General features: G+C 71.3%; 11 protein-coding genes. 3 read left to right on the forward strand and 8 right to left on the reverse strand.

Features of this window, described 5'->3' with window-relative positions; translation table 11 throughout:
* Nucleotides 1-22 precede the first annotated feature (22 nt).
* From ACQP2P_RS16145 to ACQP2P_RS16175, 7 genes are all read right to left on the reverse strand, one after another.
* The gene (locus ACQP2P_RS16145) at nucleotides 23-1105 is read right to left on the reverse strand and encodes a TniQ family protein (protein WP_433616890.1); all 1083 of its coding nucleotides are present in this window, start codon (nucleotides 1103-1105) and stop codon (nucleotides 23-25) included.
* Nucleotides 1102-2163, reverse strand: coding sequence for an ATP-binding protein (locus tag ACQP2P_RS16150; RefSeq protein WP_433616891.1), 1062 nt, complete (start codon nucleotides 2161-2163; stop codon nucleotides 1102-1104). Before ACQP2P_RS16150 ends, ACQP2P_RS16145 begins: the two co-directional genes overlap by 4 nt.
* Nucleotides 2160-3476, reverse strand: a complete 1317-nt coding sequence (locus ACQP2P_RS16155) for a Mu transposase C-terminal domain-containing protein (protein ID WP_433616893.1) — start codon at nucleotides 3474-3476, stop codon at nucleotides 2160-2162. Before ACQP2P_RS16155 ends, ACQP2P_RS16150 begins: the two co-directional genes overlap by 4 nt.
* 774 nt (nucleotides 3477-4250) lie before the next feature.
* Nucleotides 4251-5000 (reverse strand): TnsA-like heteromeric transposase endonuclease subunit, encoded by a 750-nt coding sequence (locus tag ACQP2P_RS16160; protein WP_433616894.1) that lies wholly within the window; start codon nucleotides 4998-5000, stop codon nucleotides 4251-4253.
* Nucleotides 5001-5089: 89 nt separating this feature from the next.
* The gene (locus tag ACQP2P_RS16165; RefSeq protein ID WP_433616895.1) at nucleotides 5090-5905 is read right to left on the reverse strand and encodes a hypothetical protein; all 816 of its coding nucleotides are present in this window, start codon (nucleotides 5903-5905) and stop codon (nucleotides 5090-5092) included.
* A 68-nt stretch (nucleotides 5906-5973) separates the two neighbouring features.
* Nucleotides 5974-6726, reverse strand: a complete 753-nt coding sequence (locus ACQP2P_RS16170; RefSeq protein ID WP_433616896.1) for a hypothetical protein — start codon at nucleotides 6724-6726, stop codon at nucleotides 5974-5976.
* A 148-nt stretch (nucleotides 6727-6874) separates the two neighbouring features.
* Nucleotides 6875-7297, reverse strand: a complete 423-nt coding sequence (locus ACQP2P_RS16175) for an ArsR/SmtB family transcription factor (protein ID WP_433616897.1) — start codon at nucleotides 7295-7297, stop codon at nucleotides 6875-6877.
* Between the two features lie 162 nt (nucleotides 7298-7459).
* Here ACQP2P_RS16175 and ACQP2P_RS16180 point away from each other — a divergent pair, with 162 nt between their 5' ends.
* From ACQP2P_RS16180 to ACQP2P_RS16190, 3 genes are read left to right on the forward strand one after another with little or no spacing between them, the layout of a single operon-like run.
* Entirely contained in the window at nucleotides 7460-9382 is a 1923-nt protein-coding gene (locus ACQP2P_RS16180) for a heavy metal translocating P-type ATPase (protein ID WP_433619148.1), read from the forward strand.
* Nucleotides 9379-9792 (forward strand): (2Fe-2S) ferredoxin domain-containing protein, encoded by a 414-nt coding sequence (locus ACQP2P_RS16185; RefSeq protein ID WP_433616898.1) that lies wholly within the window; start codon nucleotides 9379-9381, stop codon nucleotides 9790-9792. The genes ACQP2P_RS16180 and ACQP2P_RS16185 overlap by 4 nt, the downstream gene beginning before the upstream one ends.
* A 45-nt stretch (nucleotides 9793-9837) precedes the next feature.
* Entirely contained in the window at nucleotides 9838-10446 is a 609-nt protein-coding gene (locus tag ACQP2P_RS16190) for a GNAT family N-acetyltransferase (protein WP_433616899.1), read from the forward strand.
* 135 nt (nucleotides 10447-10581) lie between these two features.
* Here ACQP2P_RS16190 and ACQP2P_RS16195 read toward each other — a convergent pair whose 3' ends face one another.
* On the reverse strand, nucleotides 10582-13434 hold the full coding sequence (locus ACQP2P_RS16195; RefSeq protein WP_433616901.1) for a tetratricopeptide repeat protein: 2853 nt from the start codon (nucleotides 13432-13434) through the stop codon (nucleotides 10582-10584).
* Between the last annotated feature and the right edge of the window lie 479 nt (nucleotides 13435-13913).

Raw genomic sequence — 13913 nt, forward strand, 5'->3', positions numbered from 1 at the left:
GCTGCTGGGGAGCAGGTACGGATCAACTTGGCTGAGACGCCTTTGGCGGGTTCCATCTCGGTGGTTCTGATCTTTTTTCAGCGGGTCGCGCTGCTTTGGCTCGCGTGAGTGTGAAGTACGCAGTCCGGTCGGGTTCGGGTCCTTGTTCGTTCCACCAGTAGCCCGGGCGTAGCGGGACGCCGGCCCACCGGCAGAGTGGGTGGCCCCGTTCGAGGAGCTCGCGTGGTGTGGGGTGGTTGAGGGCGTGGGCGGCTTGGAGCAGGAGATGGACGGGGGCGGCGATGATTGGTTTGGTGAGGATTTCGGCGGCGTCGGCTGGCCAGGGCAGCGTGCTGAGGAGGTCGGCGAGGGAGATGGTTTCGGGGTAGCGGACCAGATTGTCAGTGTCGGGCCGGTTGAGGTGTGCGGCGCGGGCCTGCCAGCGCACGCTGATTGCCTCGGGGGCGGTTCGTAGGTTTGGGGCGTAGGGGCGCCAGTTGCGGGTCAGTCGCGCCGCGGTGGTGTAGGCGTACCGGAACGTCGCGTGGCGTCGGCGCCGTAGCCGGAGGTGGCGTTGCGCCGCGGCCAGGACTTCCGGGAAGCGCTGCAGCGACTGCTCTGGCAGGTCGGCGCCCGGGTCAGCGAGGGCGACGCGGTGTTCGATACAGATGGCGGGTTGCTGCTCCGCGAGGGCGATCGTGGCCTCGACATGGACGCCGCGGGTGGCGGCGCAGCGGCTGCAGGGCCTCGCGAGGCGTGCGCTGTGGAGGGCGGTCCAGTCGGTGGCCGGGGTTGGGTCGTCGGTGTCGAGCGCGTGGGTACGGGTGGCGCGACGCAGTGTGGTTGTGGTCGAGCCGCTGTAGATGGAGAGCCGGTTGAGGGCGGCGTCGTTGAGGACGAGGTCGGAATGGTTCCCGCGGGTCCCGCCGGCGCGGGTGTTGGGGTGTTGCCGTCGCCAGCCGAGGTGGTTGATGAGCATCGCGACGGTGATGTGGTTGTTCGCGGCGAGCCGGCGCAGGTAGGAGATGAGCAGTTCGTCGGGCAGCGGCTGAGTGGGGATGGGCAGCGGCCGGGCTGGCTCGTGCCACCGGGGGACGGGCACGGTGCCGTTGCCGGGCGCGGTCACCCGGTGCCGACCGATGCGGCGTTCGCGCGTTTGGCCCGGGGGCTCGTGCGCGGGTGTTCGGCGGCGTGGTCGAGGATGACGCGGTCGAGGGTGGCGCGGGTGATGCGTTCGGTGCCGTCGAAGATGGCTTCGATGGCGGCGCCGCGGATGAGGTGGGAGAGGCTGCCGATCATGCCGCCGGTGCGCTGGTGGAGGTACCCGGCGAGGCGCGCGAGCGGGCCGGGTGTGTGGGCGTACAGGCGCAGGGTGTGTTCGAGCGCGCTGACGAGGGCGGTCCACTGGTCGCGTTGGGGCCGGCTGCCGTACGGGAAGGCGGCGGTGGCGACGGAGGCGAACCGGCCGGCGATCTGCCGGCCGCGGGTGCCGGTGAACAGGCCGCCGTGTTCGACGTCGATGCCGGCGTAGATGAACGTGGCGGGGATCCGTTCGGCGAGGTACTTGAGCTGGTCGGAGCTTTCCGCGCCGACGCGGGTGGTGAGGTCGAGGTTGTGGATCTCGTCGACGAGGACGAGGTCGGTGCCGAGCTCGCAGAGCAGGTCGCAGACGGCGTTGGTGATATTGACCTGGTTGAGACTGCGGGGCAGGGGCAGGCCGAGGAACCGGCCGAACTCGGCGGCGAGGACTTTCGGGGTGGCGGCGGGCGGGACGGTGACGTGCACGACGGGCAGGAACGGGCCGGGGGCGGTGCGCCGGCGCCGGGCGAGGAGTTCGTGGTGTTTGCCGAGCTGTTTGATCGCGGTGCTCTTGCCGGTGCCGGATGCGCCGGTGACGACGAGGCCGCGGCGGGCGGTGTCCTGGCCGCGGTTGAGCAGCACGAGCCGCCGGCCGGCAGTGACGATCTGGTCGATCATCGGGGTCGCGACCACGACGAGGCGGGCGTGGTAGGCCAGCCGCCGTTCGTCGTAGGCGTCCCGATCGGCCTGGTCGAGCTCGGCGAGCCGTTCGGCGTCGAGGAGGTCGAGCCGTGGCGGTTGCTGCGCGACGAACGCGGCCCAGCCTTCGCGGGTGGTGTGCGGGGCAGGACCGGGCGGGTCGGTCGGGGCGGCGGCCGCGTTCATCGGTAGGTCCTTTCGTCGCCGGCCTCGAAGACCGCGAACGGCGTGACCGCCGAATACGGCTGGACGTCGTCGGTCCCGTCGTCGAGGTCGGCCGCGGGCGGTTCGATGACGGTTTCGGGGATGCTGGGTCCGCTCGCGCGGGTGCGCGCGGCGGTGCGCCGCTGCCGCGCCGGTCTGACCGACCCTCGGCCCGGCGCGGCGGCTGGCGTGCTGGCGGGACCGGCTGTGGCGCGGGTGAGCAGATTGTCGAGGGCCGCGGCGACCGCGGTCTCGTCGTGGTCGTCGCCGCCCCGGTCCGCGACGAGCTGGCGGGCGGCGCGCCAGGTGAAGTCGGCGAAGGGCTGGCCGATCATCGGCAGGTGCGTCCACGGTGCGGCGATCCACGTGTGGGTGCGCGGGTCCCGGACGTAGACGTGGGACAGGTCGTAGGGGTCGTAGTGGACTTCCCACCGGTTGCCTTTGCCGAGCACGCCGGAGGGCTGGCCGCGCAAGGGGTTGAACGCCGCGGTGTCGTAGTGCCGGTAGTCGACTTGGACGCCGTGGTCGCCGATGGCGCGCCATTGCACGGGCAGGAGTTCGAGGTAGTCGTCGCGGGTCAAGGGCATGGTGATGTAGCCGGTCGCGGCGATCGCGGCGGCGAACATCTCGTTCGGGGACAGCGGCCGGCCGCCGGCGTGCGGGTCGCGCAGGCCGTCGTGCGGGCGGGCCTGCCACCCGGCGATGATCCATTCGTCGAGGAGGTCCTGCAGCTGCGGCAACGTCCAGACCGCGTCGGTGGCCGGGCGGGCGCCACGGTGGGTGACGTTGGAGCCGACGTATCCGGCGACGTGCTGGCAGAACAGGGTGTTGATCGCGGCGAAGGTCCGCTCGACGTGGCCCTTGTCGGTCGGGGTGCCGGGGTGGGCCGGTTGAACGGAGATCCCGAGCCGCTGGCAGGCGCGGACGAACGTGTCGGAGACGAACACCCTTCCGCGGTCGGTGACCACGGTCTCCGGGACGATCACCGGCTTCGCTGCCGCATGCTCAAGCCGGGCGTCGAGGTCGAGGAGCCGGGCGTGCGGGATGCGGGAGACGGCCATGTGCAGCGCGGCCGACCAGCCCGGCCGCATCGGCTCCGGCACCAGCATCCGGGCCAGCAGCAGCGCGGCGTCGACGGCCTTCGTCCCGCCCGGGCGTAGCACCGCCGCGCAGATCGTGCGGGTGCACACGTCCAACGCGATCGTCAGCTCGACCCGGCCCGGGACACCGTCCTCGAGCAGCGCCATGACGTCCAGCGGGGTGGTGTCGAGCTGGACGAGCTCGCCCGGACGCACGGCGACGGTCCGGGTGAACGGCCGGTCGGGCCGGTTGGCCTGGGTGCGCCGGGTCGTCGCCGTCCCGAACGTGTGCCCGGCCAGCGGACAGCCCGGCCAGCAGGCGGTAGAACGTCGCGTTCGACGGCATCGGCACCGCGCCAGGTCCGTGCTCGGCGGCCAGCTGCTGCTCGACGCGCCGCCGCATCCTGGTGCGGGTACCGGTCGACGCGTGGGTTTCGGCATCGATCACCGCCCGGGCAGCCGCGACAACCCGAGGGTCGACCCGGCCGTACGGCGAGGACTCCCGGGTGGCGCGGTGATCGATGAGACCCCATAGGCCGCCGTCGCGGTAGCGCAGCCGCATCCGCTTCACGGTGACCGCGCTGGTCGGCTGCCCGGCCGCGGTAAGTTCGGCGGCCTTGGCCGCGTCCCGCTCGGCCACGCTGCAGCTGGCCGGGTCGTACCCGAGCCGTGGCAGCGCGCCGGCCGGAGCGCCCGGCGGCACGCCGGTCTGCACCTCGACGACGTGCCGCTCCCACGCGCGGGCCCGCGCGGTCACCGCCTCCGGCAGCCCGTCGATCAGCCCGAGCGGCTCGAGCCGCGGCGCCGCCGTAGGAGCGCCCAGCAGCGCGAAGCCGGGCGAGGCGAGCAGGTACCCCAGCAGCACCACCTGGGCGGCGCCAGTCTCGTCGGCCAGCCGCACGCTCGTCCCGGCGAGTCCGACGACCCTCAGCGGTGCACCGTCGAAGAGCACGTGGTCGCCGACCTGCAGCACTGTCCGCCCGCTCGCGGTCATCCGCTGGCCGCCTGCACGGGGGAACGCTCGGACAGCGGCACGGCCAGGTCGGTGGCGAGGACACCCGTCCACAGCAGGTGGTACACGTTCGGCAGACAGACGAGCGGGTCACCGACCCGACCCGCACCGGCGAGCAGTCCGAGCGGTTCCCGGAACACCTCGGTCACGGCCGCGGCCAGGTCCGTGCGTCGGCACCGAGGGTGCCGGAATCCGGCCAGCCAGCGCACGTTCGCCATCCGCACCGGGTCCGGTTCATGGACCAGCCGGTACTGCCATCCGGTCAGGTCACACGCCTGCCGGGTCGCCTCGAACGCCAGGGCGTCGCGGGGCCGGACCCGGCCGGCCGGCCGCACGTCGACGACCACGCCGCCGCCGTCAGCGAGCCGGGCGAAGAAGTCCGGCGCGTGCGACTGTGGCCGGCCGTCGTGCTGCCACATCAGCCAGAACGGCTGCGCCGCGACGCCGACCACCGCGGGGTCGAAGTCCAGCAGCGTCAGGTGATCGCGCTCCAGCCACGACTCGTAGCCGACGTGCCGCGCAGTGGTGGCCAGCCACCACAGCCCCTGATTGCTGCGCTGGCCACGGTATGTAGGCATCGCACGGACGGGGGCCAGCTGCTCGATCACGAGGCCGCTGGCGTGCGCCAGGTCCACCCGCCGGGCGGCTCCGCCGGCGTCGAACACGCTCAGCTCAAATCCGCGGTCGAACCCGGTCGACCGGCCGTGCGAAGCAACCTGCGCCTGCAAACGGAACCTCCCCAGTCGGTGCCGGGAAGATTAAGCGATCACCATCGTTGCGATCGCAGCGGGGACGATCACCGGAGCGCGGCCGCAGCTCAGGCAGCCGCCAGCAGCGCGGGGGTGCATCGCCGCTCATACAGGCGCAACGCCTCGACGATGAGGATCTTCGCTGCCAGCAACGCGGTGCACATCCCTCTGACGTTCGGGCTGAGCTCCAGGTTCGCCATCCCGGTCCGGGTCGAGGCGAGCCGGGCCGCGCCCGGCAGCGTGATCGACGCCCAGAAGTCGCCGTGCGCCAGGCCGCTGCAGGCACGCCACAGCACTACGGCCAGGTCGCCGCCGATCTCGGTCGCCTCCCCGGCGGCGCGCACGATGTCCTCGTAGCCCGGGCCGCGCAGCGCGGACTTCGGGTCGAGCCCGCAAGCCGAGGCGATCACACGGACCTCCTCGAGGCGCTGGTCCTTCGTCTTGCGGCCGGGCTGCTGCAGGATCATTTTGACGGCCTCGTTGTTGCGGATGTCGGCCGCCGCGAACTGCAGCCGGCGCAGCACCCGATCGGCGCGGGACGCGGGTCCGAGCAGCCAGAGCACCGCCGACGCGTTCTCGATCATCGCGCGGAGCAGCGTGAACTGGTCGTACAGGTGCAGATGCAGGGCCACATCGCCGGCGTTGCCGCGGCCGACGGTCGCGGCCAGCAGGGTGCTGAGGTGGTCGACGGCGACCACGAGGTGGTTCCACGCCGCCCCGCTCGCGCCGAACATCCCGGCCCGGCGATCGTCGCCGGCGAGCGGGCTGCCGGGCTGCGGCTCGATCCGCTCGACCTCGACGCCGCGAATCCGCTGCACCAACGCGTCGGTATCGGCAAACAGGCCCAGGAGCTGGCGGAACTCCCGCTGTTCGTTGTCATCCACGGACACCGAGGGTACGACCGTCAGGGACTGCCGCGCACCCGGCTTTCCGGCACGCCCCGACGGTGCGCTCAGGCCGTGTCGGTGGAGGCGGGCGGCGCGACGCCACCGTCGGCGCGGTTGGCGGCGTCCGCATCCGGGCCGAACATCTGGTGGAACGGCACCCACTCCTCGCCCAGGTCCTGCCCGGGGGGCGGCACGACCACTGGGTCGTCGCCGGTACGCGGTTCGCCCAGATAGATCTGGCCTTCATGGCGGAAGGTGGTGTCGGAGACGACCACAGGCGTGTCGAAGACCTCGTCGGTGACGGGCAGCCAACCCTGGGCGTGCAGGATGCGCGCGAAGTTGAGGGTGGCGATGGTCAGCACCATGATGTGGGCCACCAGGGGCGCCGCGGCCCGGAACCGCTCTCTCACTCCGAACGACCGGGTCCGGGCGAGCCGGTCCGCGTCGCTGTGCACGACGTCGCCGTAGAGCCACGCGAACCCCAGCACGTTGTCGGTCACTCGCTCCGGCTCGGCCGAACCCTCCGTCGACAGGTGCACCTCGTACGCGCGCAGCACCTCGCTGCGGGGCTTGATCGCCGCCCACTCCGCCTTCAGGCCCTTGAGCTGATCCAGCACCGGTGGCGGCACCTGCGCGGCGTGCAGGAAGTAGCCGACCGCCTTGAAAAACTTGCCCCAGTGGGTCGGGTCCTCGTCGAGGATCAGCGGCCGCAGCCGGGCAGCGGCCGACTCGACCACCTCTTCCGGCGGCAGCTCCTGGATCAGAACCTGCGTGTTCCGAACTCGATCGAAGCCAACCTGCATCGTCACGTGCGCCACCGCGAGTAGCGCGTCCCGGTCCTGGGCGAGCGAGTGCGCCTCGACCCGGCGGGCCCTGGGCAGGAACGCGAGGAGTGCGGCGTGGTGGCCACGTTCAACTTGATCTTTATCTGTCACGATCAGTAGCGTACCTGCCGTAACAAATTAATTACCGTACGGCATTGTTACTGGTGAAGTTGGGTTGGGCGGATACCCGCGGCGCGACCGCGTGCTGATGCGGAACGTGTTCGGGGCCCGTGTGGTCGGCGAGATCCTGGTCGGCGTGGTCGGCATGGAACAGCGCCTCGGCGAGTAGAGCCCGCACGTGGGCGTCGGCGGCGGAGTAGTGCACGAACGTGCCCTCCCGGCGCCCCTTGACCAGCCCGGCGAGCCGCAACTTGGCGAGGTGCTGGCTCACCGCGGTCGGGGCCGCGCCGACGAGCTCGGCCAGGCACGCCACCGACGACTCGCCCTGCAGTAGCGCCCACAGGATCTTGATGCGGGTCGGGTCGGCAAGCAGCCGGAACCCCTCGGCGGCCAAGTGAACCTGCTCGTCGTTCGGCATCCGGAAATCGGGCAGCTCGGTGTGCACCCGACCAGCGTAGCGGCATCGCCCGTAATCTGTCTGCTCAGCTGCCTGGCTATCTGCATGTCTACGCAGGTATTGTTGCTTCTCGTGACCTTGACCTCGACCCGACCGGCCGCCACACCGCCGGCCGTGCCCGCCGCCCCGTCACGACGCCTCGCCGGGCGCATGTGGGCCCTCCCGGAGATCCGCTGGGCGACGATCGCCACCGTGCTATTCGCCGCGGGCGGGCTGGCGCAACTGGCCGGAGCCTCGGCGCCGGTGTGGTGGAGCCTGTACCTGGCCTGCTACGTCACCGGCGGGTGGGAACCGGCCCTGGCCGGCCTTCGGGCACTGCGGGAACGGACGCTGGACGTCGACCTACTGATGATCGTCGCCGCGATCGGGGCGGCGTCGATCGGTCAGGTCTTCGACGGGGCGATGCTCATCGTCATCTTCGCCACGTCGGGCGCGCTCGAGGCGTTCGCCACCGCCCGCACCGCCGACTCCGTCCGAGCGCTGCTTGACCTCGCCCCGGACCAGGCGACCCGCCTCGACGCTGACGGGACCGAAACCCTGGTTCCCGCCGCGGTCCTGGTCGTCGGTGACCTGATCCGGGTCCGCCCCGGTGAGCGCATCGGTGCTGACGCGGTCGTCGTGGCCGGGGACAGCGAGGTGGATCAGGCGAGCATCACCGGGGAGTCGCTGCCGGTGGTGAAGACGGCCGGTGACGAGGTGTTCGCCGGCACCCTCAACGGCACCGGTGCGTTGACCGCCCGGGTCCACCGTGCGGCGGGCGACACGGTCATCGCCCGGATCGTGGCCATGGTCGAGCAGGCGTCGGCGACGAAGTCCCGCACCCAACTGGTCATCGAGCGCGTCGAGCAGCGGTACTCCATCGGCGTCGTCGTGGCCACCCTCGCCCTGTTCACCATTCCGCTGCTGTTCGGTGCCGACCTGCAGTCCAACCTGCTGCGGGCGATGACGTTCATGATCGTCGCCTCGCCGTGCGCGGTGGTCCTCGCGACCATGCCGCCGCTGCTGTCCGCGATCGCCCTCGCGGGCCGGCATGGCGTGCTCGTCAAGTCGGCCGTCGTCATGGAACAGCTCGCCGACACCACGGTCGTCGCGTTCGACAAGACCGGCACCCTGACCACCGGCGCGATCCGCGTTGCCGACGTCCATCCCGCCCCGAGCACCGGGCTGGACGAGGAGGGCCTGCTGCGTCTCGTGGCCGCCGTGGAAATGCACAGCGAGCATCCCCTCGGCGCGGCCATCGTCGCCGCCGCGCGGGACCGTGGCCTGCAGCTCCCGTCCGCGGACCGCTTCCGGTCCGCGCCGGGTCACGCGGTCGAGGCAAGCGTCGACGGCAGCCATGTCCAGGCCGGCAAGCCCGCCCTGTTCGATGCCACCGGCCCAGCCCAGGCCGACGACCTGACCCTTGCTCAGGTGCGCCGGGTCGTGGCCGACGCGCATGACGCCGGCCGCACCGCGGTCGCCGTGGTCATCGACGGCCGCCCGGCTGGCGTGGTCGTCCTCGCCGATCACATCCGTCCCGAGGCCGCCGCCACCGTCGCGGCCCTGGCCACGGTGACCGGCACCCCGCCGGTGCTGCTCACCGGCGACAACGCCGGCGCCGCACGCAGTCTGGCCGCCAGCACCGGTATCACGGACGTCCATGCCGGGCTGCTGCCCGAGGACAAAGTCGAGCGGGTCCGTGCGCTGCAGCAGCAGGGCGGGCGGGTGATGCTCGTCGGGGACGGCGTCAACGACGCCCCGGCCCTGGCCACCGCCGATCTCGGTGTCGCGATGGGCCGGCACGGCTCCGACCTGGCCCTCACCAGCGCCGACGCGGTCCTCGTCCGCGATGACCTCGCGACCCTGCCACCGCTGATCGCGCTATCCCGCCGCGGCCGGCGCGTGGTGGCCACGAACCTCGTCATCGCCGCCGTGTTCATCACCGTCCTCGTCGCCTGGGACCTGCTGGGTCACCTACCCCTGCCGCTCGGCGTCGCCGGGCACGAGGGCTCCACCGTGATCGTCGGCCTCAACGGCCTGCGCCTGCTCACCGACGCCGCTTGGCGGCGCGCCACACGCAGCGCCGCCGCATGAGCCGCCGCGGAAATCCCGGGACGGCTGGCCGCGGCAGTTCGCCCGGCGACGGCGGGTGCACGGTCACCGTCTGCCGAGGCTGCTGCGGCGGCACTCCGAAGGTCCCCGGGCTCGACCATGCCACCCAACTCGCGCGGCTACGCAAAGGACTCGACGGCACCGCCCGGGTCCGCACCAGCGACTGCCTCGACGCCTGCGACTACGCCAACGTCATCGTCGTGCAGCCCTCCGCCGCCGGGCGCCAGGCCGGTGGCCGGCCCGTCTGGCTCGGACTCGTCAACCAGGCTGACGCCGCCGACGCCATCGACACCTGGATCCGCGCCGGCGGCCCCGGGCTCGCCGACCCGCCCGACATCCTTGAGCTCTACACGTTCAACCCGGCCCGCCGCGTCCGCCAGACGCTGCCCTGAACCACCCCCGGCGAGGACGGCCGCCGACCCGACCGAAAGGATTCCATGACCTCGCTCGCCCTGAGCACGTACGACGGCCCGGCGACCCGCCGTGCTGCGCAACGGTTCGTCGACCTGTACCGCAACGTCTTCACCGAGCCGCCCTGGCACGAGGACGAAACCCGAGTCGAGGAGTTCCGCACCCGCCTCACCGACGACACCCACAGACCAGGCTTCCGTGCCGTCGTCGCCCACCTCGACGGCTGCTGGATCGGCTTCACCACCGCCTGGCCCACCCAGCCGCCGTTCCCGACCAACCGCGCCTACGGCACGGTACGCGACCGGCTCGGCCCCGACCGCGTCGACGAGCTGCTCGTCGGTGCGCTCGAGATCGACGAGGTCGCGGTCAGCCCGGCCGCCCAGGGCCGCGGCGTCGGCGGTCGGCTCCTCGACGCCACCCTCGCCACCGCGCCCGACTGCCGGGCCTGGCTGTTGACCTGGACGACCTCCCCGCAGGCGATCGGCTTCTACACACGCCAGGGCTGGCGTGCGGCCCAGCCGGTTCCCGACTCCGCGGACGAGGTGGTCGTTTTCCTCAGCCCGGAGCACCCCGGATCTATGGGTGCTCCCGCACAGGACGCGCGGATCAACTCCAGTGACTGGATCAAGTCCTGAGATCACAATGAATGGAAATGGATCAGCTTCACTGAGAACCGACACTTAGTGTTGGTTCGCAGCGAATTTGATCCAGTACGTGTCCAGGAGCAGCGGCGGATCAGTTTGAGTGAGGCGCTCCAGCGCACTTCCGTTTCAACGATTTTGATCTTTTTCAGTGTCTGCGCTGCGCGGGTGCGGCAACGTCACGCCGAATTCGCCCGCCCGACCCTGAACGCGCAACACTGTCGCGAGGTTGTTTCGGGCGGTGAGGGCGTCTGGATGGTCGGCGCCGAGCGTCCGGGTGAGGCCGTCGAGTACGGTTCGGTATTCGGCTTCGGCTTCGGCGTAGCAGCCCTGGTCATACAGCACGTTAGCAAGGTTGCCGCGGCTTGCCAGGGTGCTGGGGTGCTCGGCCCCAAGTACCCGGATTAGGGCTTCGAGTACGGTCCGGTGTTCGGCTTCGGCTTCGGCGTAGCGGCCCTGGTCGCGCAGCACCGTTGTGAGATTGTCCCGGCAGGTCAGGGTGTCGGGATGCTCGGCGCCGAGCACTCGGGTGCGGGCTTCGACTACGGTCCGGTATTCAACTTCGGCTTCGGCGTAGCGGCCCTGGTCATACAGCACGTTAGCAAGGTTGCCGCGGCTTGCCAGGGTGCTGGGGTGCTCCACCCCGAGCACCCGGGTACGCGCTTCGAGTATGGTCCGGTATTCGGCCTCGGCATCGGGATTGCCTCGGTCGTGCAGCAAGTTGGCGATGTCGTTCCGGCTCGCCAGGGTGTCCGGGTGTTCCGCGCCGAGCGTCCGGGTGAGGCCGTCGAGTACGGTTCGGTATTCGGCTTCGGCTTCGGCGTAGCGGCCCTGGTCGCGGAGCACATTGGCGAGGTTGCCGCGGTTGGTCAGAGTGTCGGGGTGTTCCGCGCTGAGTATCCGGGTGAAGGCTTCGACTACGGTCCGGTGTTCGGTCTCGGCTTCGGCATAGCGGGCTTGGCCGTGCAGCACGAGGGCGAGGTTGCCGCGGGCCGCCAGAGTATCGAGGTGTTCTGCGCCGAGCACGCGGGTGAAGGTTTCGAGTACGGTCCGGTATTCGGCCTCGGCAACGGCGTAGCGACCCTGGTCGTACAGCAGAGCGGCAAGGTTGTTCCGGCTGGCCAGGGTGTCACGGTGCTCCGCGCCCTCCACAAGGATCCACGTTTTCAATACGGTTCGGAATTCGGTTTCGGCTTCGGCGTAGCGAGCCTGGTCGTACAGCACAGCGGCAAGGTTGGCGCGGCTAACCAGGGTGTCGCGGTGTTCGGGCCCGAGCACCCGGGTACGGGCTTCTAGCACTGTCCGGTGTTCGGTCTCAGCTTCGGCGTAGCGGCCCTGGTCATACAGCACGCTGGCGAGTTTGCTGCGGCTGGCCATGGTCTTGACGGCGTTGGGGTCGACGTCCGGATCTGTCAGGTACAGCCGCAGGAGGGCGACGGTGGTCGTTGCGAGCAGCTGCCGCCGGGCGTGCTGCGGTATCCGCTCGAACAGCTCGAGCAGCTGCGCCGCGGTCAGTGGTCGGCGGTCGGAGTCCGCGAGGTGGTCGGCGAGCAGCGGGTCCAGAGGGCCGCTCATCCGGCTCGCGACGGCAATTGCCGCGGCGATGAGCGGGTACGGGTCGTGGCGCAGTACCGCAGTGATCGCCACCTGCGCTCGATCGTCGTGCTGTGCAGCTCGCGTCAGCGTTAGTAGCAGCCGCTCGGCGCGGATCGGGTCGTTCGCCGCCGCTCCCGCGACTGCCGCCGCCAGCGCCGGTGTCCCGGCCACCACAGCGGCCGCATAGCGCTCCAGCAGAATCGCCGGCAGATGCGGTGCCAGCCAGTCCGGCTCGTGCTGCCAGTACTGTCCGCGCAGCCAGTCCGCCAGGCGGTCCGCATCTTCCACCGCGGTGATGGCCGGCAGCCGCAACAGCAACGCCCGCGCCGCCCCGGGGTCGGCGGCGCCGACCAGTGCCGCCAGCACCACCGCCTGCTCGAACACCACCTGCGGCAGCCGGTCCAGTCCGGCCCGCGCCGCCGCGGCTTGCCATCGCACCCGCTCGACCGCGAACACCTCCGCCACCACCGCGCCGGCGTGCACCGGGCCGGTCGCCGCCGTATGCGCGGCCCAGGCCGCCCCGGCGTGCAGCAACGCCACCGACGGTGGCGGGTGTACCGGCGTCCACACCGCCTCCGGCACGGCCGCGCCGTCCGCCGTGAAGTACCGCAACGCCCGTGCGAACATCTGCCGCTGCGACCGGCCGCCCGCCGCCACCAAGGGCGGCATGGTCACCTGCGCCCGGAACGGCAACACCGCCACGACCTCGGCTGGCAGCTCCGCCCGCAACCGCGACCACCACACCTCGTCGACCCGCCCGGCTACGACCACCCGCACCCCAGGCGCGGCGGCCCGCGCCCACGCCGTCACGGTCGCGGCGACGTCCGACCGCGTCTCGGCGTCATCCAGCACCAGCACCGTCGCGCCACTGAGGCCGGCGGCCGCCTTGACCGCCGCCACGCCACACCCGGGCCGCGCCCAACCCCACACCGCGGCACCGTCCTCGGCTGCCTCCACCAGCAGCCGGGTCTTGCCCGAACCGGCCGCGCCGTCGACGTACAGCACCGCCTCCACCACGTCGCCGCGGCCCTCGACCCACCGCGTCACCCGCGACAGGACCGGTTTATGCGACACGCTGTACGGCACCAACGCCCGGGCCGGCCACAGCAATCCAACGACGCCCTCGCCGTCCGACGGGTCGCCGACGCTGTCCGGGCCCGGCGTCGCTGCGGCCCGCCACGCCGCCTCACGCGCCGCAGCCTCGGCTCGGCGCTGCAGCATGACGCCGCCGTACAGGCCGGCCGCACCGGACAGCGCACCGAGCCCGGCCGCCGTGTACCACGGCACGAAGTTCGCCAGCGCCGCCGTCACGCCGGCCGCCACCAGCAGACCCCCGCCGACCACCGCCATAGCCCGCCGTCGCAGATGTCCCTGCTCAGCCGCCACGCCACCCTCCCCACCGATACCACTCACCCGAGGATCCCGCCAAAGATCCCGGACAGGCATCCAGCAATCGGGCAAACCCCGCGCAGACGCCTGAGAACAGGGCTGGGGACGAGCGGACGGCGCGGACGGCGCTCAGATCAGATTCACTGAGAAGGATCGAGGCAGGTCCAGTTTCAGTGAGAACGGATCAAGTTCAGTGAGAACTGACACCACTGTTGCCGGTTCTTTTGCCTGGTCAAGGCCAGGATGGTCAAGGTCACCGAACTACACCGGCGGCATTCAGACAGCAGGGCGAAGACTGGGCGCACGGCCGTCTGAACTGCGGACCGCTGTGCCGACGTGGAGCCGCCGTGCCAGACCCGCTCGGTGGTTGTGCAATGTGAACCGGCCACCGGCGAGGTCGGACTCCGCCCGGTTTCGGCGACATTCGCATCAGAGCGAGTTTCAGACCATGCGGTGACTCGGTTGACGTCTGCTGG

This window comes from Dactylosporangium sp. CA-139114, from assembly GCF_050955725.1.
GTDB lineage: Bacteria > Actinomycetota > Actinomycetes > Mycobacteriales > Micromonosporaceae > Dactylosporangium.